The sequence below is a fragment of the Bradyrhizobium sp. genome (assembly GCF_047605465.1).
GTDB lineage: Bacteria > Pseudomonadota > Alphaproteobacteria > Rhizobiales > Xanthobacteraceae > Bradyrhizobium.
On record NZ_JASGFS010000003.1, the window covers coordinates 287760 to 309961 of the forward strand.

A 22202-nucleotide genomic window follows, 5' to 3' on the forward strand; every position below is an offset into this window, starting at 1 on the left:
ACATAGAATGGCAAATCCGCTTTCGATCCCATCGCGTCAGCCGCCGAATCCGCCGGGAGGTCCGGTCGGACGCGCGCAGTTCCACGGCGAGACCCTGAGCGGCCGCGCCGTCGCGGTGCCGGACAGCGTGGTCCGGAAGCTCGAAGCCATCTGCACCACGCGTGTGGATGACGAGAGCCTGTTCACCTTCGCGCGCGACTGGTGGCCGCTGGGCCTCGTCTGGGCGACGGGCAATCGCGTGGCGCGTCTGCCGTCGGCGGTGGTGACGCCGTTGTCGGTGGAGGAGATCGCGGCGGTGCTGCGCCTCTGCAATGAGGCGCGCATCCCGGTGGTGGCGGCCGGTGGCCGTTCGGGCGTGCTCGGAAATTCGCTGCCGGTGTTCGGAGGTGTCGTGCTCGACACCACGCGATTGTCCGGAATTGTCGATCTGCGGGAGGAGGATCTCGTCGTCGACGTTCAAGCCGGGACATTCGGTGACGATTTCGAGGCGAAATTGCAGCAGGCAGGGTACACCGCCGGCCACTGGCCGCAATCCATCGCGCTGTCGACGGTGGGCGGATGGATCGCCTGCCGTGGCGCGGGCCAGATGTCGAGCCGCTACGGCACGATCGCCGACATGACGATCGGCGTCACCGCCGTACTCGCGGATGGCAGCGTCATCGACACCAGCGACTATTCCCATTCGGCGACCGGGCCGGATCTCACCCAGCTGTTCGTCGGTTCGGAAGGCACGCTCGGTGTCATCACCTCCGCACGTCTGCACGTCTGGCCGAAGGTGGATCACGCCTGCAACGCCGCGGTGGCGTTTCCCAGCTTTGCGGCCGGCGTCGCCGCAATCCGCCGCTTCGTGCAGCGTGGCGCGGCTCCGGCGATCGTGAGACTCTATGACGAGGTCGAATCGCGCCGTAATTTCGGTACGGAGAACCAGGCCGTCCTGGTGCTGCGCGACGAGGGCGATGCGGCCGTGATCGACGGACCCTGGCAGGTCGTGCTCAACGAATGCGACGGAGTTGCGCTCGGCGAAGGTCCGGTGGAGCAATGGATGTCTCACCGTAACAATGTCGAAACGATGGGCGGCCTGATAACCGATCGCGCGCCGGATACGATGGAGGTCACGGCGCCTTGGTCGCGCGTGGTCGAGATCTACGAGAAGACCACCGCGGCGATATCGGCGGTGGCGGGTACGCGCACCGCGACGGCCCACATTTCTCACGTCTATCCGGATCGTGTCGGGCTCTACTTCATGTTCGGCGGACGGCCCGACCTGGACCAGCGTCCGGGATGGTATCGTCAGGTCTGGAATGCCGCGGCGACCACCGTGCTGGAGAACGGCGGAAACCTGAGCCACCACCATGGGGTTGGGCTCGGCCGCGGCCGCTTCATGCGGAGCGCGCTCGGTAGCAGCTTCGACGTGCTCGACCGCTTGAAATCCGCGCTCGATCCGAACCGCATTCTCAATCCCGGAAAGATGGGCCTCGACAGTCCGTTCGGCGCGCCGCCGGTGTGGTCGGACGACGTCACGGCCGCACCCAAGAGCGAGGCGCCGTGATCCGCCCCGTCCTGGTCATCGACTTCGGCACGACAAGCCTGCGCTTCTCGATCGTCTCCGCGACCGGAGACATCCTGGAAGCGCGGCGGGTCGTGCTGCCCAACCTTGCGGGCAAGGCAGGGGAGGTGGCCTGGGACGGCGATCTGATCGCGACGACGCTGCTTGCCGAGACGAAGCGGCTGGCGGAGGAATGGAATCCGCTCGGCATTGCCATTGCCAACCAGCGCGTGAGCTGCCTGCTTTGGGACAGGACGAGCGGCCGGGTGATGGGACCGGTGCTGTCCTGGTCCGACTTGCGCACGGCCGCGTTCGACCGCGCGCTGCGAAAATCGGGCAGCGGTCATATCCCCAATCTCACCGGCAGCAAGCTCCGCTGGCTGCTCGACCAGGTCGATCCGGATCGCAAGGCCGTCGCCGCCGGGACGTTGCGTGCGGGAACGCTGGACAGCTTCATCATCTCGGTCCTGTCGGGTGGCCAGACCCACGTCACCGACTTCACCAACGCGGCGCAGTCCGGCCTCCTGCGGCACGACACGCTGTGTTGGGACGAGGCTCTGGCAAACGTCCTCGGTGTCCCCTTGTCGATTCTGCCGGAGCCCGTTCCGTCGGTCGGACCGCATGGCGTCGCCAGCGCGATCGACGCGGGGCTGCCTGTCCTCGGCATGATCGGCGACCAGCAGGGATCCCTGCTCGGCCAGGGCTGCACCGAGCCACGACAAGCCAAGCTGACGTTCGGCACCGTGGGTGTCCTGAACGTCGTCGTCGGCCGTGAACCGATCGCCGTCAGCAGCCGCGCGGCATTCTCCAACATCGCTTACAGCGACAAGAGCGGCGTGACCTACGGCACGGAGACTTCGATCCAGTCGGCGGGCTCGGCCATCGAATGGCTCGTCAGGATCGGCATTCTGCCCAGCCCCGCAGCAATCGACGACCTTGTCGATCCATCGATCCTGTCCGAGCGAATCGTTTTCGTGCAGGCCTTGCACGGGCTTGGCGCCCCGCATTGGAAGCCCGGCGCGCGCGGCGCCTTTCTCGGATTGTCGGCCGCCGACGGCCGGGAGGCCATGGTGCGTGCAGTGCTCGACAGCATCGTCTGCGCGACCGCCGATGCGCTGGATTGCCTGGAAGGCGAACTCGGTGTGCGGCTCGACCGGATCAGCGTTGATGGCGGCCTGGCGGCGAGCAGCGCATTCCGCTCGATCCTCTCCGCGACGCTTCGACGGGATCTCGTGCAGTCGGCGAATCTCGAAGCCACCACGCTTGGTGCTGCGCGGCTAGGCTTCACCGCGCTCGGTGAGGCAGATGCGTTCAGGACCGCTCCGCCGCAGCCGATCGTGTCCTTGCCCGGGACCATTCCGGCCGACCGCGACCGCGCGCGCAGGGCCACTGAACTGGTGATGATGGAGCTGTCGCAAGGCTCCGGAGAGCGGCGGTCATGATCCGCCCTGATGAGATCGAAAATCGCGCCGATGTCGGCGCCAAGAGGTGATGATGAGCAGCGACCTTGTCCTTTTGTCCCATCCGGCTTCCGGCGTTGCGCAGGTCACGCTGAACCGCCCGGACGCCATGAACACGATGACGCCCGAGTTTCTCGTGGCCGCGCTTGAGACTCTCGAGGCCGTGGCCGACGATACTTCGGTGCGCGTCGTCATCCTGACGGGGGCGGGCCGGGCATTCTGCGCCGGCGGAGATCTGAAGCGCGGGCCCGGCGGCGACGTCTCTGGCGAGCCGCCGCTCGCGTCGCAAACGCGCCGCTTGCGGACCTACATGTGCACCTCGCAGCTCTTGCGCGAGATGCCGAAGATCACCATCGCCGCGATCAACGGTGCATGCGCGGGCGCGGGTCTGTCATGGGCTTGCGCGACCGATCTCCGCTACGCCTCGTCGAACGTCCGCTTTGCGACTGCGTTCCGGAATGCGGCGTTGTCCGGTGATTTCGGCGGGACATGGTTGCTGCCGCGGATCATCGGCGCCGGGCGCGCCCGCGATTTCTATCTCAACTCCAAGCCGTTCGATGCGCAGCGTGCGCTCGAGATCGGCTTCGTCTCCGCCGTGACCGAGCCGGACACGCTCATGACCACCGTGCTCGATGTTGCTGTCGACCTCGCGGCCGCTGCTCCCGAGGCGCTTCGTGCCATCAAGCGCAACCTGAATGACGCCGACGAGATCAGTTTCGCGGATGCGCTGGATCGGGAAGCGCAGCGTCACAGCGCGTTGGCGGCATCGCCCGATGCCACGGAAGCGGCTGCCGCGTTCACGCAGAAGCGTCCGCCGCTGTGGAGCACGACATGACGGTCGAATCCATCGTCAAGCGCGACGGTGCAGTCGTCGAGATCGTGATCGACCGGCCGCGGGTTCACAATGCTCTCGACGCCGCGACGCTCGATGCCTTGCAGGCGGCCTTCGATGGCGCGCAGCGGTCAGGCGCCCGTGTGATCGTCCTCAAGGGCATGGGCCGATCCTTCAGCTCCGGCGCGGACCGCCGCGCTTATCCCGGCTATTCCGGCGAAAGCCGGGGGCAAGGGGCCACCCAGGCCGACATCACCATCGGCAACCGCGTGTGCCGGGCGATCGCGCAGTGCAATGCAATCACCATCGCGCGCTTGCAGGGGCACGTCCTCGGAGGTGGGCTCGCATTGGCGCTCGCCTGCGACATCCGGCTTGCGGCGAACGATGCGGTGATGGGATTGCCCGAAGTCGAGCTCTCCGTTCCGCTTGGGTGGGGCGCGCTTTATCGTCTGGCGGCCATTGTCGGACGTACGCAGGCCATGGAGTTGCTGTTGACGCCGAAGCGGCTGTCAGGCGCGGAGGCCGCAGGGACCGGTCTAGCCAATGCAGCGGTCGAGAGCGAGCAACTCGACGCCTGCATCGACGAACGCGTCTCGTATCTGACGGGTCTGGATCCGAACGCGCTCCTGCTCACAAAACTTCAGTTTCGCGCTCTGGCGGCCGCCTCGACTATCGGGGATATTGAGGCGTTCGACGGTCAGCTCCTCCTCTCGGCGTTGCGATCTGGAGCATATGATCGCTTCGCAGCGAACCGGTGATTGGACCAGACATGCCGAAGGCCAATGACAAGTCGCCTCGCCAGACCGACGAGCCCGCAACCGAGCAGGAGGCAACGGCGGCCGAAAAGGTCGAGGAAGCCGCGTTGTCCATGATGGAGAAGGAAGGCGTCTTGGCGGGCTTGAACCTCAACGAGGTGGCCAAGCATGCTGGTGTGACGCGCGGCCTCGTCTATCATTACTTCGGCTCCCGGCGCGGACTGCTTCGCGCGGCCATCAGGCGCCGCATGTCGCGCGAGCGCGATTCGTCGAGAACGCCGAGCGATACGATGAAGCTCGGCGACCGGGTGGCGCACGCGGTCCAGGCTACGATCAAGAACAGGGACGTGTTGTCGCTCACCACGCTGCTGCACCTGGATGGCTCGACGGCTCCACGCCTCATGCCGAATGCGGAGCTGACGCTTCTGCTGCTGCAGAGAGATCAGGCACTGGGGCTGGTTCCGAAGGAAAGCGATCTGCCTGCATTGCACGCGGCCTACGCTGCCGCGACCTACGGTTACGGCTTGTTTCGCGAAGTTCTCGCACGTGATCTCGCCATTCCGATCGAGGAGCTGGACGGGCGGGTCATCGAAGTCCTGCGCCGGCTGTTCAATGGCGCCGGTACATCCGATTCCGAGACTGCGGATTGAATTGAATCACGTCCGGCCGGCGCATGGATGACGCCGGCCCATAGCTGCACGTCACGGTCAAGCTTGCAGCTTGGCTCTTGTGCGTCCGTCGCGCAGTTGCAGCATTCCCCGCGGACGCGAACGGTTCACAATGCGCGCGCGCCTGGAACGCGGAACCGAACGCGTGAGCTGCGTTGCTTTGAAGGCAACGATTTGATCCGCATATTGATCTTGTGAGCCCAGACCTCGCGGCACATGGTGCTGGACGCCATCGAGCACGAGGTCCTGGCAAAGCGCTGCGCACCTTGGCTCGCCGGGAGACCTGGGGGGACTTTCCGTGTTGAGGTACATCTCGCGGCGCGTGCTCTATGTTGCGCCCATCGCTCTCAGCGTGGCGCTCGTCTGCTTCCTGCTCGTGCACATCACGCCGGGGGATCCGCTCGTCGCCGTGTTGCCGGCCGATGCGTCGCAGGAACTGGCCCAGCAGCTCAGAAGCGCCTACGGCTTCGACAGGCCGCTGCCCGTCCAGTTCGGGATGTGGATGTGGCGCGCGCTGCATGGCGATCTCGGCTCGTCCATTGCGACGGGACGTCCCGTCTTGCAGGAAGTCATGAACGCTGTCAGGAACACGATCATGCTGGCGGCATTCGCGGCCGCGCTCGGGTTCGCGCTCGGGCTCTTCTTCGGGCTGATCGCCGGATATTATCGCGACACCTGGATCGACAAGGCGGCAACCTCCGTTGCGATTGCCGGGGTGTCCGTGCCGCATTACTGGCTCGGCATGGTTCTCGTGATCATCTTTTCGGTCCTGCTCAATTGGCTGCCGGCGGTGGGCGCCGGACCGGGCGGTTCGGCGGTGTGGTCGTGGGACTGGGACCATCTGAAGTACCTGGTCCTTCCGGCCATAACGATGTCCGTCATTCCCATGGGGATCGTGACGCGGACGATCCGTGCGCTCACCGGAGACATCTTGTCGCAGGATTTCGTCGAGGCCCTGCGCGCGAAAGGGCTGCGGGAGACGAAGGTGTTCCGGCACGTCCTCAAGAACGCCGCGCCGACGGCTCTGGCGGTCATGGGACTTCAGCTGGGCTACATGCTGGGCGGCTCGATCCTGATCGAGACGGTGTTCTCTTGGCCCGGCTCCGGCATGCTGCTGAATGCGGCGATCTTCCAGCGGGATCTGCCGCTATTGCAGGGGACGATCCTCGTGCTGTCCTTGTTCTTCGTCCTGCTCAACCTTCTCGTCGATATCGCGCAGGCCGGGATCGATCCGCGCATCAAGCGAAGCTGACAGGCATGAGTGTGCTGGCTGACCATATGGTTGTTCCCGTCTCACCGAAGAAACAGGCGCGCGGTTACTGGGCGACGGTTGGTCGCCGGATCCTGCGCGACAAGGTCTCGATGACGTGCGCGGCCGTTCTGCTGCTGATCATCCTCGCCGCGATTCTGGCGCCCTACCTGCACCTCTCCGATCCCTATCAGGGCTCGATGATCCGGCGCCTGCGCGCGATCGGCACCCCCGGCTATCCGCTCGGCACGGACGAACTCGGGCGCGACATGCTCGCCCGGCTGATCTATGGCGGGCGCCTGTCTCTCGTGATCGGCATCCTGCCGGTCTTCTTCGCCTTCGTCATCGGAACCTCGCTTGGCCTCGTCGCGGGGTACGGCGGAGGCAAGCTCAATACCGCCATCATGCGCACGGTCGACGTCTTTTACGCGTTTCCCTCGGTGTTGCTGGCGATCGCGATATCCGGTGCGCTCGGCGCGGGGATAGGAAACTCGATCGTCTCGCTGACCATCGTGCTGGTGCCCCAGATCACCCGTGTCGCGGAGAGCGTTACGACGGGTGTACGCAGCATGGACTATGTCGAGGCCGCTCGCGCGTCGGGGGCCGGCCCGCTGACGATCATGCGCGTGCACATCCTGGGCAACGTCCTCGGGAGCATCTTCGTCTATGCGACCGGCCTGATCTCGGTTTCGATGATCCTTGCCGCCGGCCTTTCGTTCCTCGGCCTCGGCACCAAGCCGCCGGAGCCGGAATGGGGGCTCATGCTGAACACGCTTCGCACCGCGATCTATGCCAATCCCGGTGTGGCCGCGCTGCCGGGCGCGATGATCTTCGCCGTGTCGATCTGCTTCAACTTGCTGAGCGACGGGCTTCGCAGCGCGATGGACATCCGGAATTGACGCAATGATCGCTTTTCCCGGGACTGCTGACAGGCTGGAGCCATTGGAGGATGTCGGGGGCCAGGCGCAGCCCCTGCTCGACGTGCGAGGTCTCACCAAGCACTTTCCGGTCCGCGGAGGATTGTTCGAGCCGAACAGGACCGTGCGGGCGGTGGACGACGTCAGCTTCGTGGTGGGCAAGGGCGAGACCGTCGGCGTCGTCGGCGAATCCGGCTGCGGAAAGTCGACCACGGCGCGGCTCCTGATGCATTTGATGCCGCACAGTTCCGGCGAGATCATCTTCGACGGCCGTACGGTCGGCCGCGATCTGACGCTGCGTGAATTGCGGCGCGGCATGCAGATGGTGTTCCAGGACAGCTACGCTTCGCTCAATCCCCGTTTGACGATCGAGGAATCCGTTGCATTCGGACCCAAGGTGAACGGCATGTCCAATCGCGCCGCCCGGTCGCTGGCGCGCGAGTTGCTGGAGAAGGTCGGGTTGCGGCCCGAGACCTTCGCCGATCGCTACCCGCACGAGGTGTCCGGAGGCCAGCGCCAGCGCGTCAATATCGCTCGCGCGCTTGCGCTGTCGCCGCGCCTGCTCATTCTCGACGAGGCCGTTTCGGCGCTCGACAAATCGGTCGAAGCCCAGGTGCTCAATCTTCTGGCCGATCTCAAGCGTGAGTTCGGCCTGACCTATCTCTTCATCAGCCACGACCTGAATGTCGTCCGCTATATCTCGGATCGCGTGCTCGTCATGTATCTGGGAGAGACGGTCGAGGTCGGGCCGGTCGATGACATCTGGGAAAACCCCTCGCACCCCTACACCCGCGCGCTGCTGGCCGCGATGCCATCGACCGATCCCGACAATCGGACGGCGTCGCCTCCGCTCGCCGGCGATCCGCCGAACCCGATCGATCCGCCGCCCGGCTGCCGTTTTCACACGCGCTGTCCGTTCACCGAACCGATTTGCGCCGAACGCAAACCGGATCTCAGCGAGGTTGCGGCGAGCGGTCATCGTGCCGCGTGTTTCATGGTGATCCCGAACTCGGGGCACAGCAGGGCGCCCGCTGCTCCCACCTCTTCCTAGCGATCGAAGGGGTGGGGACGGTGCGTCTTCGCCCGATGTACCACTCACCGGAGTTCCCATGAGCAATCTCATCGACGTTCGGAACCTGAAGGTGAGGTTCGAGGGTGAGCGGACCGTTCACGCCGTCAACGGCGTCAGCCTGTCGCTGGGAGAGGGCGAGGTGCTGGGCCTGCTCGGCGAGTCCGGTTCGGGAAAGAGCGTGACGCTACGCGCGTTGATGCGGCTTCTGCCGATGAAGCGCACGCACATCACCGGGACGATCGATGTTCTCGGCAGGAACGTCCTCGGCATGAACGAGGCGGAACTATCCGCATTCCGGGGGCGATCGGTTTCGATGATCTTCCAGGAGCCGGGGCTCGCCCTCGATCCGGTCTACACGATCGGCCGGCAGATTGCCGAAGCGGTGATGAGGCACGAGGGAGCGACGCGCTCCGCTGCGACGAAGCGGGCGCTCGACATGCTCGACATGGTTCGCATCCCGTCGGCCCGCCGCCGCCTGGATGCATATCCCCACGAGATGTCCGGCGGAATGAGGCAGCGCGCCATGATCGCCCTGGCCCTTGCTTGCAGGCCGAAAATTCTCCTGGCCGACGAGCCGACGACCGCGCTCGATGCAACCGTGCAGATTCAGATCCTCCTGCTGTTGCGCGAACTTCAGCGCGAGATCGGCATGTCCGTGATTTTCGTGACGCACGACATCGGGGTCGCCGTGGAAATCTGCGATCGCGTGGCCGTCATGTACGCCGGTGGAATCGTCGAGCAGGGCACCCTTCGTCAGATCGTGCGTGAGCCGGCGCACCCTTACCCGCGAGCGCTCCTGTCGTCGACGGTTCACGGCGCGAGCCGGGGAGCCCGGCTCGAAGCCATCCCGGGCACGCCGCCCTCCCTCGACAAGGCTCCCGAGACCTGCGCCTTCGTGCCCCGATGCCGGTTTGCGGAGCGGCGCTGCACAGAAAGTGAGCCGCCGAATGTCCATATCGAGGGCGATCATTTCGCGCGCTGTGTCCTGGCCACAGCGAAGGGCAGTCAACCGGGCGAAGCTGGTCCTGGACGGCTTCTCGGTGCCTAAGCCGCTCACTAAGGACCAGGCGGGAAGCTGTTGCTCAAATGGCAACGACAAGGTGCAAAGAATGATCTTGTTAGACCTCGCCGGCCTCTTCACTGTCGCAGGCAACGTGAACGTCTTGCGGTCTTGCTGATGAAGCAAAACTCAAACCGGTGAGAAGAAAATGACAGAGCTAGGTTCTTTCGGCGCGGGTGCTTATGAGTTCATTCCGGGAGTCTATCAGTATTCCGCGGGCGTGAAGGCCAACGACGGATTCGAGATCGTCCGCGTCCGCTTCCATCGGCCGTTGACCCTGTCGGATGGGTTCTCCGCGGCCGCCGATCATCTCAAGCTCGTCGATCGCGGTGTCGAGGCCTTCTGCGCCTGTGAGCTCAGGTCGCCGGCGCCGTTCACGGAGCAGGGCTTCACGGACTTCAACAAGGAATATGTCGGCTGGCTGGACAAGTGGGGTCTGACCAAGGACGGCAAGAACCCCGTCGCGCGCACCAATGTTTGCCCCGAGGTCGATCCCCCCAAGAAGGTGAGCATGTACGCGTTCTCCTACACGCGTCCGGCCAAGTCGCGGAAAGGTGGCAGCTTCGTCGTCGCCGGCAGCGGTGAGGCGCCGGAAGGCAAGGGGAGCTACAAAGACTTCGCGATCAGGCCCGGCGATCAGTCGACCGAAGGCATGCTCGAGAAGTGCCGTTGGGTGCTCGGGGAAATGGAGCGGCGCATGAGCGCGCTGGGTGCAGGCTGGGCGACCGCGACCGGTGCGCATGTTTACACCGCCTATGAACTTCATGCATTAATGAAAGGCGAGATCGCTCCTCGTGGCGCGGCCGCGAGCGGCCTCAGCTGGCACTTCTCGCGGCCGCCGGTGCAGGGTCTCGACTATGAAATGGATGTTCGCGGCGTGTCCGCGGAGCTCGTGATCTGATCGATCACAATCAGGAAGGGTGCGCGGCGATGTCTCGTGAGGTCATCTACACCGATCAACTCATGCGTCCGATCGCGCACTTTTCCCATGCTTCGCGGATCGAGAACGTGATCCATGTAGGAGCTTCGGCCGGTGTCTACCCGGATCTGCGTTTGGCGGGTGATGAGCGGGGGAGGGTGGACATGGAGGCGCAAACCCGCCGCATGTTCGCCAATCTTAGAACAACATTGGCCCTGCTCGGCGGCGACATCTCGGATGTCGTCCGCCTGAAGGCCTACGTTGCCGACGTGCGGGACATCCCGAAATATCTCGCCGTTTATGCGGACGAGTTTCGCGATGCCCGGCCGGCGCACAGCGTGGTGGGCTCGTGGGACTTCCCGCTGCCTCAGGCGGCCGTGGAAATCGACACGACGGCGATCGTCGGCGGCCAGCCGTCGGTGACGCCGAACGCGGGACTGAGCGCGCTGGCCGGCGCAACGGCAGGCGCGGTCGTTGCCGGCGAATGGCATCACGCTTCGGCGTTGCCGATCGGCAAGGACGGCCAGCTCGCCGAGCGCGGCACCGAGGGGCAGATCTCTGCGGTGCTGCAGAACCTCGAAACGCTGCTCGGCGATGCGGGCTTCGGCATTGCCGATCTTTGCAATCTTCACGTCACGATCTCCGACATTCGCGATCACGATCTCGTCGTGCGTGCGTTCGCGCAGTTCTTCGGCGATCGTTTCCCGACATGGACGGTGGTGGGCGCGCCCCTCGAGCGGCCGGAATTCCGCATCGGCGTCGAATCCGTGGCCGTCAGGGGAGGCGGCCAGCCGATTTCGAGCGCACTCTCTCCACGCGTACCGGGACAGGCTGCGCCCGCCATCCTCGCCGGCGATACGCTCTTCCTGAGCGGCCAGGGGACACCGGACGATGCGGATACGAGCGTGGAGCTCCAGGCCAGATCGGCCTGGAAGCGACTTCATGCGCTGGTGGAAGCAGCCGGCTTCCCGCAGGACTCCCTGCTGCGGACCAATAATGTCCTGACGGACTGGCGCGACTTCCAAGGGTTCAATCGGGGCTACGGTCCCAACGTGGCCGAGCCCTATGTTCCGCGGGCGACCGTGCTCGGCAATCTGCCCGATCGGCGCGCCAGGGTGCAGACCGAGGGGATCGCCCATCGTCACGGGCACAAGTCGAGAATCGTCCAGGTCGCGCCGCTGGTCAAACAGACCGGCGCTTGAGGCTCGCAACAGGAAGACAGCCATGGAACGTTTTCGGGGAAAGGTCGTCCTGGTCACAGGCGGCACGCGCGGCATAGGCGCGGGGCTGGTCGGTTCGTTCCTGAAGGAAGGCGCGATGGTCGGCTTCTCCGGCACGAGCGCGGCCGGCGTCGCCGACGCCGTGTCGGGATTCGGCGCTTCGCAGATGATCCACGGGATCGTCGCCGACCTCGCGCAGCCGGATGCGGGTGCCGATCTCGTGCAGGCCGTGCTCGACCGCTTCGGAAAGATCGACGTCGTCGTCAACAACGCCGGAATCGGCAGCACCCTGAACGAGTGGGACGTGACGCCGGCCGAATGGGACCGCGTTCACGACGTCAATCTGCGTGCGACGTTCTTCGTCGCGCAGCAGGCGGCGCGATCGATGCGAACCAGCGGCGGCGGCAGCATTCTCAACGTGTCCTCGATCGCGGGCCAGCATGGCGGTGTGGCCGGCAGCCCGGCATATGCATCGTCCAAAGCCGCCGTGATCGGCCTGACCAAGTCGCTGGCCCGGCGCTTTGCGCCCCATGGCATCCGCGTCAATTGCCTGGCGCCCGCCGATATCGAGACCGACATGACCGCGACATGGCCGGCCGAGCTGCGTGACAAGCTGAACGCCATGACGCCGCTCGGGCGTTTCGGAACGACCGACGAGGTCAATGGCGCGGCGCTCTTCCTGGCTTCGAGCGAGGCGAGCTTCATCACGGGGCAGACGCTGTCGATCAACGGCGGCGCCTACATGTGACTAGCGCGCGTTGTCGGGCGCGGAGGCCCGATCGGCCTCGTCCTTCAGCAGGTCCACGAAAGCACTCACCGCCAGGGGAAGGCGCCGGCCGGCCAGGACGCATACGTCGTGCGAGGCGTGCCGGAACGTGTCCTCCAGGATCGGGATGCTGACGAGCGAGCAGTTCTCGATCTCCTGCAGGGTCGGAAGCGTCGGCAGGAACGTCACTCCGCCGCCATATCGGGCAAACCCCTTCAAGGCCGCGATCGAGTTGGTTTCCAGCGTGGCCGACATGTGCAGTTTCCTGGCGCCGATGGCGGCGTCGATCAGCCGGCGTATCCCGAACGTCTTCTCCGGTACCGCAAGACTGTGCCGCAGGACTTCCGACATCTCCAGCGAGCTCGCACGGGCAAGTGGATGGCTTGGCGCGACCACCGCACAGAGCGGATCGTGGATATGCGCCGCGAAGCTGAGCAGCTCGTCGGCTTCAGCGTTGAAGACCAGTCCGATATCGCCGGTGCCGTCGTGCAGACTGCGCGTGATCGCCGACGTGCCGGCGACGTCGAGTTCGTAGGTGATGCCGGGAAACTTCCTGTGGAACGAGGCGATGGTCCGGGTCAGCAGGTAGTCGACGAGCCCCTCGTTCGCCTTGATGCGAATGTGGCCGCGTTGCAGGCCGCGCAGCGAGTCGATCTCTCCGCGTAGCCGCTCGATATCGAGGAGGAAGTTTCGGGAGAAACGCGCGAGCGTGTCGGCCGCCTCGGTTGGCGCGACGCCGCGCGGCAATCTCTCGAACAGCGGTACGCCGACCATCTGCTCGAGCCTCGAGATCTGCCGGCTCACCGCGGAGGGGGCGACGTTGAGGGACGACGATGCGTGCCGTATCGACCTCAGCCGGTACACCTCCCGGAAGTAGCGTATCAGCGTGGACTCAAGCTGCATGAGAGTTGCTCCCTGGGAAACATTATCAACAAAGATCGATAATCCGGGCAACTCAAAAATGGGGTTGGATCGGCCTACGTCATTGAAAACCGAACAGTTGCAGTGATTTCGGGCGGTTGGGGAGCGTTTGGGGCACCTTTTGCCCATCGGATAAGCGTTGCAAAATGGGCAACAATGCATTCGTAAGATTGATCTTGTGAGTACGGTTCATTGCGAGACACTGGCTCCACGAGCAGAGAGAATCTGACGATCGTTCGAGGAGTTGGAGACCGGAATGCCAAAGCTACTGTTCAGTTTTGCCCGTGGGGGCAGCTTCACGGCGAACGTGATGGCCGACAAGGCGCCCAAGACGTGGGAAGCTCTTCGGGCCCACATGCCGGTGACCATCAAGGCCTACAATGCCCGGTGGACCGGCCGGGAAACCCACATCAAGCTCGACCTGCCGAGCAAGCCGCCGCGCGAGAACCAGATCCTCAACGCCGGGCTCGGCGACGTCATCTATGCCTGCGAATGGTCCGATCGCGATGTCACCGGCTTCGAGGCAATCGGCTGGTTCTACGGAACGGAAACGGTTCGCGACTGGCGCGGTGAATCCCGCGTGAATCTCTTTGCCCGCGTCGATCAAAGCCAGTGGCCGTTCCTCGAAGAGGTCGGCCTGAGGACATGGCGCGAAGGCGGCGAAGACTGCACGGTCACCGTCGTCGAAGATTAGCTGTCGGGAATCCGGCCGGCGGCGCCATGCGCCGCGGGCGGATGATCCCGCGAACTTTCAATCCTGATACGGAGTAGGTCGTATGATTGGTCGTCGGACAATTTCTGTCCTTGCTGCTGTGACGTTCGCGCTGGGGCTATCGACGTCGGCATTTGCGCAGAACAAGGTCCTCCGCATCGGCATGACGGCCAGTGACATTCCCAAGACGCACGGCCAGCCTGATCAGGCGTTCGAGGGAAATCGCCTGACCGGCCTGACGATGTACGACGCGCTGACGGCCTGGGATTACAAGACCGGCACTAGGATCATGCCGGTTCTCGCCACCGAATGGGCCGTGAGCGCGGACGACAAGACGAAGTGGGTCTTCAAGCTCCGGTCCGGTGTGACGTTCAAGGACGGCTCGCCCTTCAATGCCGATGCCGTCGTGTGGAACGTGCAAAAGGTCCTGGACAAGACCGCGCCCCAGTTCGACCCCAGCCAGGTGGGCTGGACCGTGCCGCGCATGCCGACATTGCGTTCGGCGCGCAAGATCGACGACATGACGGTCGAGTTCACGACGTCGGAGCCCGATTCGTTCCTGCCGCTGAACCTCGTCAATCTGTTCATGGCATCGCCGGCGCACTGGCGTGCGAAGCTGGCTGCGGTGCCGGCTGACGTCACCGACCCGGCGCAGCGCGGCGCCAAGGCCTGGGAGGAGTTTGCAAAGGATCCGTCCGGCACCGGCGCCTTCACGTTGGCGCGCTTCGTGCCGCGCGAGCGGCTCGAACTCGTCCGCAACGACAATTACTGGGACAAGAGCCGGGTGCCGAAGATCGACCGCATCGTCATGATCCCGCTTCCGGACGTGAATTCGCGCACGGCGGCGCTTCTTGCCGGCCAGGTCGATTTCGTGGAAGCACCCGCGCCGGACGCGGTCGCCTCGATCCGCGCGCGCGGCTTCACCATTGCAACCAGCCAGAGCGCGCATGTGTGGCCGTGGCAGCCGTCGCTCCTTCCGGGTTCGCCCTGGCAGGACAAGCGGGTTCGGCAGGCGGCCAATCTCTGCGTCGACCGGAACGACCTCGTCGAGCTGAACGGCGGCATCGCCGAGCCTGCGGTCGGCATGGTGCGTGCCAACCATCCCTGGTTCGGCAAGCCGACGTTCAAGCTCCGCTTCGACGGGGACGAAGGGCGCCGTCTCATGAAGGAGGCCGGCTATTCCGACAGCAAGCTGGCGACCGTGAAGGTCATCACGGCGATCGCCGGTTCGGGAATGATGCAGCCGCTTCCGATGAACGAGCTGATCCAGGAAGCGCTCCGCAAGTGCTATTTCGACGTCAAGATCGAGGTTCTGGAATGGGGCACGCTGTTCACGAACTGGCGGGAAGGACCGCAGGCGGCCTCGGCGCGCGGTGCCAACACGACCAACGTGTCGATCGCGACCATCGACCCGTTCTTCGCCCTGGCGCGCTTCGCGGATTCCCGCATGGCGCCCCCATTGTCCAACAATTGGGGCTTCATCAACGATCCCGAGCTCGACAAGCTGACGGCGACGGCAAGGACGACCTTTGATCCCGACGCCCGCGATCTGGCCCTGTCGAAGGTCCATGAACGGCTTGTCGACGAAGCGATGTTCGTCTTCTTCCTGCACGAGGTCGCGCCACGGGCCTTGTCGCCCCGCATCACCGGCTTCTCGGCTCCGAACGGCTACTACATCGACTGGTCGGCGCTCGACATGAAGCCGGCGCAGTAGCCGAACCTTCTCGGTCCGGCGCGGCAGCACTCCCGCGCTCTCGGTTCGAGGCGGACGCAAGCTCCACGAAAAAAAGTCCGCGACGCCAGCCGTCGCGGACTTTTCCATGTCGAGGGAGATGCGTGATTGTCGCTGCTCAACCCTGGCGGCGCAGGAAGCCCTTGATCGTAACCGTTTCCCAGATGCCGGCCGCGGCGAAGGGATCGGCGCGGTTGAAGGCCTCGACTTCCGCGCGGCCGGGTGCCTCGATCAGGAACAGGCTCCCGATCATGGTCGCGCCGTCATCGGCGACGAGCGGTCCGGACATCACGATCTTGACGCCGAACCGCGAGGTATCGCTCAGGAAGGATTTGTGGGCGTCATAATGGGCGAGCCGCGTCGGGAGCGCGTCGGAGCGGTCGAGGGCGTGAATGGCGAACAGCATGATGTCTCCGTTGTCTCGGGACGGCCATAGCGGCGGCCGTCCCGGCTTGTTGTTGTGACCGGTTGGCTTATTTGATGCCCAGCGTGCCGGCTTCCTCGAAGGTCGGGCAGGTCCGTTGCTCCAGCGGCACGTCGAACGGCTGGTAATTGTCCTTGGTGATGACCGTCGGCTTCAGCACGATCTCGCTGATGATCGGCTGGTTGCGCAAGGACCGGATCGCCATCATGGTACCGAGGCAGCCCTGCGCAAATCCGTTGTAATCGCCGCTCGCGAGCAGCTTGCCGGACTTGATCGCGTCGATCGCTTCCTTGGTGCCGTTGATGCCGATCACCTGTGCCTTGCGGTTCGCGCCGTCGAGCGCCTCGATCGCGCCGACCGCCATCGCGTCATTGGCGGCGAGCACGCCGTCGATCTGCGCGTTCGACTGCATCAGGTTCTCCATCACCTGGAGCGCCTGCAGACGCTGGTAGTTGCCGGGCTGCGAAGCCAGGAGCTTGGCGCCCGGACTCTCCTTCAGCGCGTCGTTGAAGCCGCGGACCCGGTCGACGTTGGTCAGCGAGCCCTTGACGCCCTCGATGATGACGAGGTTGCCCTTGCCGCCAAGCGTCTTGAGCAGGAAGCGCGCGGTCTCGAGGCCGAGGCTGTAGTCGTCGGCGCCGATGAAGGACAGGAACTTGCCGCCGGCGGAACGGTCGGTGATGTTGACGACGGGGATCTTGGCCTCGTTGATCTTTTCGACGCCCGGGACCATCGCCTTGTAGTCGACGGGCGTGAAGACGATGGCGCTCGGCTTCTTCACGACCACGTCCTCGATCTGGCTGAGCTGCTCCGGGATCGAATCCGGCTTGGTCGGGATGTACTGCAGCGTCTTGGCGTTCAACGCCTTCGCCATGTTGTCGGCGCCGACCCGCACCGTCTGGAAGAACGGGTTGGTCTGGTTCTTGGTGAAGACGGCGATGGTCTCGCCGTCGGCACGGGCCTGCGTGCTGAACGCGGCCGCCATCAGCAGCGGCAGCGCCAGGCAAGACGTCAGGTAGCCCAGCTTGTGTTGTCTCATGTCGTCTCCATCCCTCATTTGCTTGTTGGAACTTCAGGAACTCATTGCGCGCGGCGGCGGGTCTTCATGTCGAGCCAGACCGCGAGAATGACGATGATGCCGGTGACGAGCGGCTGCCAGTTGGCGCTGACCGACAGCAGGTTCATGCCGTTCAGCACCAGCGTCAGGATCAGCGCGCCGATGAAGGTGCCGAACACGGTGCCGACGCCGCCGAACAGCGAGGTGCCGCCGATCAGCACGGCCGCGATCGCGGGCAGCGTCAGGCTTTCGCCGATGTCGGCTTCAGCCGAGTTGAGGCGCGACAGGAAGATGATCGAGGCGAGTCCAGCCATGGTGCCGGAAACGGCGTAGACCAGCAAAAGGCGGCGGGCGACGGGGATGCCGGAGAGGCGCGCCGCGACGGGATTGGCGCCGATCGCATAGATCTCCTGGCCCCAGATCGTCCGCTGGGCAAACAGCGTCCCGATTCCGAGGAAGACGAGCAGCAGATAGACCGGGATGGGCAGGCCGAACAGGTAGCCGCTGCCGATCTGGCGGAAGCCGGCGGGGAAGCCGTGAAGCGTCTCGCCCGCCATGTACCAGTAGGTGAGGCCGTTCAGCACCCAGAGCATGCCGTAAGTGGCGATGAAGGAGGGGATCCGCAGCGCGGTGACCATGATGCCGTTGAGCAGTCCGACGAGGCCGCCGCAGGCAAGTCCCGTGAGGATGCCGAGTGCCGGCGATCCGGTCGTGTGGATCACGGTCCCGGCGATGCAGGCCGACAGCGCGACATTGGCGCCGACGGACAGGTCGAGGCCCGCGGTCAGCACCACCAGCGTCAGGCCGGACGCGATGAAGAAGGTCAGGCTCGCCTGCCGCAGCACGTTGAGGATGTTGCCGAGGCTCAGGAAGGAGTCGCTGAGCACGGCCAGCACCGCGCAGATCAGCAGCGCCGCGAGCAGGCGATAGAACAACTGGACCGCATCCTGGGACAGGAACGAGCGGGGCGGCGCGATGGCCTCTTTGGTGATGTCGGTCATGCGCGGCTCCGAAGGCCGTCGAGGAAGAGCGCAACGATGACGAGAACGCCAACGCTTGCGACCTGCACCGAGGACGGCAGCGAGATCAGGTTCAGTCCGTTGCGCAGCACGCCGACGGCGATCACGCCGAGCACGGTGCCGAGCAGCCAGCCATTGCCGCGCTCGAAGGACGTGCCGCCCACCGCGACGGCGGCGATCGCATCGAATTCGAGACCGAGGCCGGCGGTGGGGTGGCCGGAATTCATGCGCGCGGTCATCAGCAGGCCCGCGATGCCGGCCATCGCGCCGCCAAGGGCGTAGACCGCGATCAGGAGCCGGTTCGGCGAGAGGCCGGCATAGCGCAGCGCCTCGCGATTGCCGCCGAGCGCGAAAATGTAGGTGCCGAAGCGGGTGTGATAGAGCAGGCTGTGGAACGCCGCATAGGTGACGAGCGCCATGACGATCGGCACCGGCACGCCCACGAGCGTCGACGAGTAGATGTCGCGCACGCTGTGGGGGATGCCGACCACGCTCTGGCCGTCGCTGACGATCAGCGACAGGCCCTGCGCCATGCCGAGCGTGCCGAGCGTCGCGACGAAGGGCGGGATGCCGAGGATCGCGACCAGCCAGCCATTGACGGTGCCGAAGGCCGCCCCGACCAGCAGGCCGGCGCCGAGGCCCAGCACCATCGACTTGGTGGCGAGCGACACGATCGCGACGCAGAGCGAGGTCAGCGTCAGCACCGCGCCCATCGACAGGTCCAGCCCCTCGGTCATGATGATCAGCGTCATCGGCAGCGCCAGCATCATCAGGATCGTCGACTGCACCAGCACGTTGGAGATGTTGGCGACCGAGAGGAAGCCGGGCGCGATCGCGCCGAACAGGGCGATCAGGAGCACCAGCACCATCGCAACGCCGGGAATGCGTTGCAGCGGATTGGGTTGTGAAACGACCGCGGCTTCACGCATGATGCATCCCCAGTCGCACGATATTCTCCTCGGTCAGTTCGTTGCGGGTCAGGTGCCCGGCGATGCGCCCCTCGCGCATCACGTAGGCGCGGTCGCAGACATGGCAGATCTCGACCTGCTCGGACGAGATCATCAGGGCGGCCGCGCCTTCGGCCACCAGGCGGTCGATCAGCGCGAAAATCTCGGACTTGGCGCCGATATCGATGCCCCGGGTCGGCTCGTCGAAGATGAAGAGCTTCGAGCCGGCCGCGAGCCACTTGCCGATGACGACCTTCTGCTGGTTGCCGCCCGAGAGCAGCCCGACCGTCTGCCGCGCGCTCGGCGTTGCGATGCGCAACTGCCGGATCAGTCCGTCAGAAGTGCGTTGCGCGCCGCGCTGGTCGAACAGGCCGCTCGGAAACAGCTTTCGCAGCGCCGACACCACGAGGTTGTCGCTGACCGATCGCAACAAGGCGAGGCCCTCGCTCTTGCGGCTCTCGGGGATCAGCGCGATGCCGCGCCGGGCGGCGAGGTCGGGTTCGCCGGACATGGCCTTGCCGTCGAAGATGATCTGGCCGGCGCTGACGGGATCGGCGCCGAAGATGGCGCGCGCGACCTCGCTACGGCCGGAACCGACCAGGCCGCACAGGCCGACGATCTCGCCCCTGCGCACCTCGATATTGATGTCGGAGATGCCGGTCGGCGCGGTCAGGCCCTTGACTTCGAGCAGGACTTCGCCGGGCTTGTCGGCGAAGCTGCGCGGATAGGTCATGTCGACGGTGCGGCCGACCATCATGCGCACGAGCTGGTCCGGAGTGACGTCGGCGGGACGGACGCCGTCGATACGGCGGCCGTCGCGCAGGACCGTGATGCGATCGCCGAGCGCGAACACCTCGGCCATGCGGTGGGAGATGTAGACGATGGAGACGCCGTCGGCCTTCAGCCGCGCGATCAGCGCGAACAACAGCTCGGTCTCGCGGTCCGACAGCGCTGCGGTCGGCTCGTCCATGACGAGGATGCGGGCGTTCTGGCTGATCGCCTTCGCGATCTCGACCATCTGCTGCTGCGCCACGCCCAGCTTGTCGACCGTGGTCGAGGGATCGATGTCGAAGCCGATCATGTCGAGCACGCGCCTGGCATCGGCCAGGATCCGGCGGCGGTCGATCGTGCCGGGGATGCGGCCCTTCGGTTCGCGGCCGAGGAAGATGTTCTGGGCGATGTCGAGATAGGGGACCAGCGAGAATTCCTGGAAGATCACGGCGATGCCGAGCTTCTGCGCATCCGCCGTCGAATTGATCGCGACCTTTTCGCCCTTGTGGAAGAACTCGCCTGCGTCGGCGCGATAGGCGCCGCACAGCACCTTCATCAGGCTCGACTTGCCCGCGCCGTTCTCGCCGAGCAGCATGTGGACTTCGCCGGGGTAGACGGCAAAGGAGACGTCATCCAACGCCTTGACGCCGGGGAATTCCTTGCTGATGCCGCGCAGCTCCAGCAGCGGCGCGGGCGAGGGCGATCCGATGGTCGATGCGGCCGTGCTCATGCGTGCGCTCCGCCCGCGAAGATCTTTCCGGGGTTCATCAGGCCGTTCGGATCGAGCGCGGTCTTGATCGACCGCATCACGTCGACGGCATCGCCGAGCTCATCGGCGAGATAGTCGATCTTGCCGAGCCCGATGCCGTGCTCGCCGGTGCAGGTGCCGTCCATGGCGATGGCGCGCGCGACCATGCGGGCCTGCAGGGCCTTGGCGCCTTCGGTCTCCTCGGGCTTCGCCGGGTCGATCAGGATCAGCATGTGGAAATTGCCGTCCCCGACATGGCCGACGATCGGCGCGGTGAAGCCGTGCTCGTCCGCGTCACGCCGCGTCTCGGTCAGGCATTCGGCGAGCCGCGAGATCGGCACGCAGACATCGGTGATCACGGCGCGCGCGCCCGGCCGCAGGCCCAGGCCCGCATAGAGCGTGTTGTCGCGCGCATGCCAGAGCCGGCTGCGGTCCTCCGGCGCCTTCGCCCAGGCAAAGCCGTGACCGCCATGGTCGGCGGCGATCGCCTGCGCCGCCTCGGCCTGCTCGGCGACCGACGTCTCCGAGCCGTGGAATTCGAAGAACAGGGTCGGGGCCTCACGATAGCCGAGCTTGGCGTAGGCGTTGATGCCGCGCATCATGACGTCGTCGAGCAACTCGATGCGCGCGACGGGGATCGCCGACTGGATCACGGAGATCGCGGTGTCCACGGCATCATGCAAAGTGTCGAAGCTGCAGACCGCGGCCGAGATCGCCTGCGGCACGGGGTGCACCTTCAGCGTGATTTCGGTGATCACGCCGAGCGTACCTTCCGCCCCGACGAACATGCGCGTCAGGTCGTAGCCGGCGGCGGACTTCCGCGCGCGCTTGGCGGTCCGGATCACGCGACCGTCGGCCAGCACCACCTCCAGCGCCATGACGTTGTCCTTCATGGTGCCGTAGCGCACTGCCATGGTGCCGGACGCGCGCGTGGACGTCATGCCGCCGATCGAGGCGTCGGCGCCGGGGTCGATCGGGAAGAACAGGCCGGTGCCGCGCAGCTCGGCATTGAGCTGCTTGCGCGTGATGCCGGGCTGCACGACGACATCCATGTCGCTGTCGTGCACCGTCAGCACCTTGTTCATGCGCGCGAAATCGAAGCAGACGCCACCGGCGACGGAAGCGGCATTGCCTTCGAGCGAGGTGCCGGCCCCGAATGGGACGATCGGCATGCCCGCGCCGGCGCAGAGCTTCACGATCTCGGCGACTTCCTGCGTCGTCTCGGGAAAGACGACGATGTCGGGCGGCAGGTTGCGATAATGCGACTCGCTCTGCCCGTGCTGATCGAGCACGCCGCGCGCGACGCTCGCGCGCGGTCCGATCATGCCGGCGAGGCGATCGGCCAATGTGCTTGTGCTGACCCGCGGTCCCATTCTTGCTCCCCGTGCGCTCCCTGTTGTCCGGCTC

General features: G+C 65.4%; 21 protein-coding genes. 14 read left to right on the forward strand and 7 right to left on the reverse strand.

Annotated features, from left to right (window positions below; genetic code table 11):
- Positions 1-7 precede the first annotated feature (7 nt).
- The 12 genes from QM712_RS05090 (at position 8) to QM712_RS05145 (ending at position 12446) form a co-directional block, all read left to right on the forward strand.
- Positions 8-1549 carry an FAD-binding oxidoreductase gene (locus QM712_RS05090; protein ID WP_415021949.1) on the forward strand — a complete coding sequence of 514 codons (1542 nt, stop codon included), beginning with the start codon at positions 8-10 and terminating at the stop codon, positions 1547-1549.
- Positions 1546-2988 (forward strand): FGGY family carbohydrate kinase, encoded by a 1443-nt coding sequence (locus QM712_RS05095; protein ID WP_415021950.1) that lies wholly within the window; start codon positions 1546-1548, stop codon positions 2986-2988. The genes QM712_RS05090 and QM712_RS05095 overlap by 4 nt, the downstream gene beginning before the upstream one ends.
- Before the next feature lie 52 nt (positions 2989-3040).
- Positions 3041-3841 carry an enoyl-CoA hydratase-related protein gene (locus QM712_RS05100; protein WP_415021951.1) on the forward strand — a complete coding sequence of 267 codons (801 nt, stop codon included), beginning with the start codon at positions 3041-3043 and terminating at the stop codon, positions 3839-3841.
- A complete protein-coding gene (locus QM712_RS05105; RefSeq protein WP_415021952.1) occupies positions 3838-4596 on the forward strand; it encodes an enoyl-CoA hydratase/isomerase family protein in 759 nt (252 codons plus the stop codon). Before QM712_RS05100 ends, QM712_RS05105 begins: the two co-directional genes overlap by 4 nt.
- A gap of 11 nt (positions 4597-4607) precedes the next feature.
- Positions 4608-5243, forward strand: coding sequence for a TetR/AcrR family transcriptional regulator (locus tag QM712_RS05110; RefSeq protein WP_415021953.1), 636 nt, complete (start codon positions 4608-4610; stop codon positions 5241-5243).
- Positions 5244-5559: 316 nt separating this feature from the next.
- Complete coding sequence (locus tag QM712_RS05115) at positions 5560-6513, forward strand: ABC transporter permease (protein ID WP_415021954.1); 954 nt, start codon at positions 5560-5562, stop codon at positions 6511-6513.
- Between the two features lie 5 nt (positions 6514-6518).
- Positions 6519-7409, forward strand: a complete 891-nt coding sequence (locus tag QM712_RS05120) for an ABC transporter permease (RefSeq protein WP_415021955.1) — start codon at positions 6519-6521, stop codon at positions 7407-7409.
- Positions 7410-7413: 4 nt separating this feature from the next.
- Positions 7414-8478 (forward strand): ABC transporter ATP-binding protein, encoded by a 1065-nt coding sequence (locus tag QM712_RS05125; protein WP_415021956.1) that lies wholly within the window; start codon positions 7414-7416, stop codon positions 8476-8478.
- Positions 8479-8536: 58 nt separating this feature from the next.
- Positions 8537-9547 (forward strand): ABC transporter ATP-binding protein, encoded by a 1011-nt coding sequence (locus QM712_RS05130; RefSeq protein WP_415021957.1) that lies wholly within the window; start codon positions 8537-8539, stop codon positions 9545-9547.
- Positions 9548-9707: 160 nt separating this feature from the next.
- Positions 9708-10460 carry a hypothetical protein gene (locus QM712_RS05135; RefSeq protein WP_415021958.1) on the forward strand — a complete coding sequence of 251 codons (753 nt, stop codon included), beginning with the start codon at positions 9708-9710 and terminating at the stop codon, positions 10458-10460.
- A gap of 62 nt (positions 10461-10522) precedes the next feature.
- Entirely contained in the window at positions 10523-11680 is a 1158-nt protein-coding gene (locus QM712_RS05140) for a Rid family hydrolase (protein ID WP_415022054.1), read from the forward strand.
- 22 nt (positions 11681-11702) lie between these two features.
- Entirely contained in the window at positions 11703-12446 is a 744-nt protein-coding gene (locus QM712_RS05145) for an SDR family NAD(P)-dependent oxidoreductase (protein WP_415021959.1), read from the forward strand.
- Here QM712_RS05145 and QM712_RS05150 read toward each other — a convergent pair whose 3' ends face one another.
- Positions 12447-13367, reverse strand: coding sequence for a LysR family transcriptional regulator (locus tag QM712_RS05150; RefSeq protein ID WP_415021960.1), 921 nt, complete (start codon positions 13365-13367; stop codon positions 12447-12449).
- Between the two features lie 274 nt (positions 13368-13641).
- Between QM712_RS05150 and QM712_RS05155 the strand changes: the two genes are divergently transcribed.
- Positions 13642-14079: a DUF3830 family protein gene (locus QM712_RS05155; protein ID WP_415021961.1), complete on the forward strand. Its 438-nt coding sequence runs from the start codon at positions 13642-13644 to the stop codon at positions 14077-14079.
- 82 nt (positions 14080-14161) lie between these two features.
- The gene (locus QM712_RS05160; RefSeq protein ID WP_415021962.1) at positions 14162-15811 is read left to right on the forward strand and encodes an ABC transporter substrate-binding protein; all 1650 of its coding nucleotides are present in this window, start codon (positions 14162-14164) and stop codon (positions 15809-15811) included.
- A gap of 136 nt (positions 15812-15947) precedes the next feature.
- Here QM712_RS05160 and QM712_RS05165 read toward each other — a convergent pair whose 3' ends face one another.
- From QM712_RS05165 to QM712_RS05190, 6 genes are all read right to left on the reverse strand, one after another.
- A complete protein-coding gene (locus QM712_RS05165) occupies positions 15948-16235 on the reverse strand; it encodes a YciI family protein (RefSeq protein WP_415021963.1) in 288 nt (95 codons plus the stop codon).
- A gap of 67 nt (positions 16236-16302) precedes the next feature.
- The gene (locus tag QM712_RS05170) at positions 16303-17292 is read right to left on the reverse strand and encodes a sugar ABC transporter substrate-binding protein (RefSeq protein ID WP_415021964.1); all 990 of its coding nucleotides are present in this window, start codon (positions 17290-17292) and stop codon (positions 16303-16305) included.
- A gap of 41 nt (positions 17293-17333) precedes the next feature.
- Complete coding sequence (locus tag QM712_RS05175; protein WP_415021965.1) at positions 17334-18311, reverse strand: ABC transporter permease; 978 nt, start codon at positions 18309-18311, stop codon at positions 17334-17336.
- Positions 18308-19258 carry an ABC transporter permease gene (locus QM712_RS05180; RefSeq protein ID WP_415021966.1) on the reverse strand — a complete coding sequence of 317 codons (951 nt, stop codon included), beginning with the start codon at positions 19256-19258 and terminating at the stop codon, positions 18308-18310. Before QM712_RS05180 ends, QM712_RS05175 begins: the two co-directional genes overlap by 4 nt.
- The gene (locus QM712_RS05185; protein WP_415021967.1) at positions 19251-20777 is read right to left on the reverse strand and encodes a sugar ABC transporter ATP-binding protein; all 1527 of its coding nucleotides are present in this window, start codon (positions 20775-20777) and stop codon (positions 19251-19253) included. Before QM712_RS05185 ends, QM712_RS05180 begins: the two co-directional genes overlap by 8 nt.
- Positions 20774-22168, reverse strand: coding sequence for an FAD-linked oxidase C-terminal domain-containing protein (locus QM712_RS05190; protein ID WP_415021968.1), 1395 nt, complete (start codon positions 22166-22168; stop codon positions 20774-20776). The genes QM712_RS05185 and QM712_RS05190 overlap by 4 nt, the downstream gene beginning before the upstream one ends.
- Between the last annotated feature and the right edge of the window lie 34 nt (positions 22169-22202).

Coding starts and splice junctions, on each gene's coding strand:
- QM712_RS05155 (WP_415021961.1), top strand. CDS start 13,642: ATGCCAAAGCTACTGTTCAGTTTTGCCCGTGGGGGCAGCTTCACGGCG.
- QM712_RS05175 (WP_415021965.1), bottom strand. CDS start 18,311: ATGACCGACATCACCAAAGAGGCCATCGCGCCGCCCCGCTCGTTCCTG.
- QM712_RS05125 (WP_415021956.1), top strand. CDS start 7,414: ATGATCGCTTTTCCCGGGACTGCTGACAGGCTGGAGCCATTGGAGGAT.
- QM712_RS05185 (WP_415021967.1), bottom strand. CDS start 20,777: ATGAGCACGGCCGCATCGACCATCGGATCGCCCTCGCCCGCGCCGCTG.
- QM712_RS05140 (WP_415022054.1), top strand. CDS start 10,523: ATGCGTCCGATCGCGCACTTTTCCCATGCTTCGCGGATCGAGAACGTG.
- QM712_RS05090 (WP_415021949.1), top strand. CDS start 8: ATGGCAAATCCGCTTTCGATCCCATCGCGTCAGCCGCCGAATCCGCCG.
- QM712_RS05160 (WP_415021962.1), top strand. CDS start 14,162: ATGATTGGTCGTCGGACAATTTCTGTCCTTGCTGCTGTGACGTTCGCG.
- QM712_RS05150 (WP_415021960.1), bottom strand. CDS start 13,367: ATGCAGCTTGAGTCCACGCTGATACGCTACTTCCGGGAGGTGTACCGG.
- QM712_RS05190 (WP_415021968.1), bottom strand. CDS start 22,168: ATGGGACCGCGGGTCAGCACAAGCACATTGGCCGATCGCCTCGCCGGC.
- QM712_RS05110 (WP_415021953.1), top strand. CDS start 4,608: ATGCCGAAGGCCAATGACAAGTCGCCTCGCCAGACCGACGAGCCCGCA.
- QM712_RS05130 (WP_415021957.1), top strand. CDS start 8,537: ATGAGCAATCTCATCGACGTTCGGAACCTGAAGGTGAGGTTCGAGGGT.
- QM712_RS05100 (WP_415021951.1), top strand. CDS start 3,041: ATGAGCAGCGACCTTGTCCTTTTGTCCCATCCGGCTTCCGGCGTTGCG.
- QM712_RS05170 (WP_415021964.1), bottom strand. CDS start 17,292: ATGAGACAACACAAGCTGGGCTACCTGACGTCTTGCCTGGCGCTGCCG.
- QM712_RS05105 (WP_415021952.1), top strand. CDS start 3,838: ATGACGGTCGAATCCATCGTCAAGCGCGACGGTGCAGTCGTCGAGATC.
- QM712_RS05120 (WP_415021955.1), top strand. CDS start 6,519: ATGAGTGTGCTGGCTGACCATATGGTTGTTCCCGTCTCACCGAAGAAA.
- QM712_RS05145 (WP_415021959.1), top strand. CDS start 11,703: ATGGAACGTTTTCGGGGAAAGGTCGTCCTGGTCACAGGCGGCACGCGC.
- QM712_RS05165 (WP_415021963.1), bottom strand. CDS start 16,235: ATGCTGTTCGCCATTCACGCCCTCGACCGCTCCGACGCGCTCCCGACG.
- QM712_RS05180 (WP_415021966.1), bottom strand. CDS start 19,258: ATGCGTGAAGCCGCGGTCGTTTCACAACCCAATCCGCTGCAACGCATT.
- QM712_RS05135 (WP_415021958.1), top strand. CDS start 9,708: ATGACAGAGCTAGGTTCTTTCGGCGCGGGTGCTTATGAGTTCATTCCG.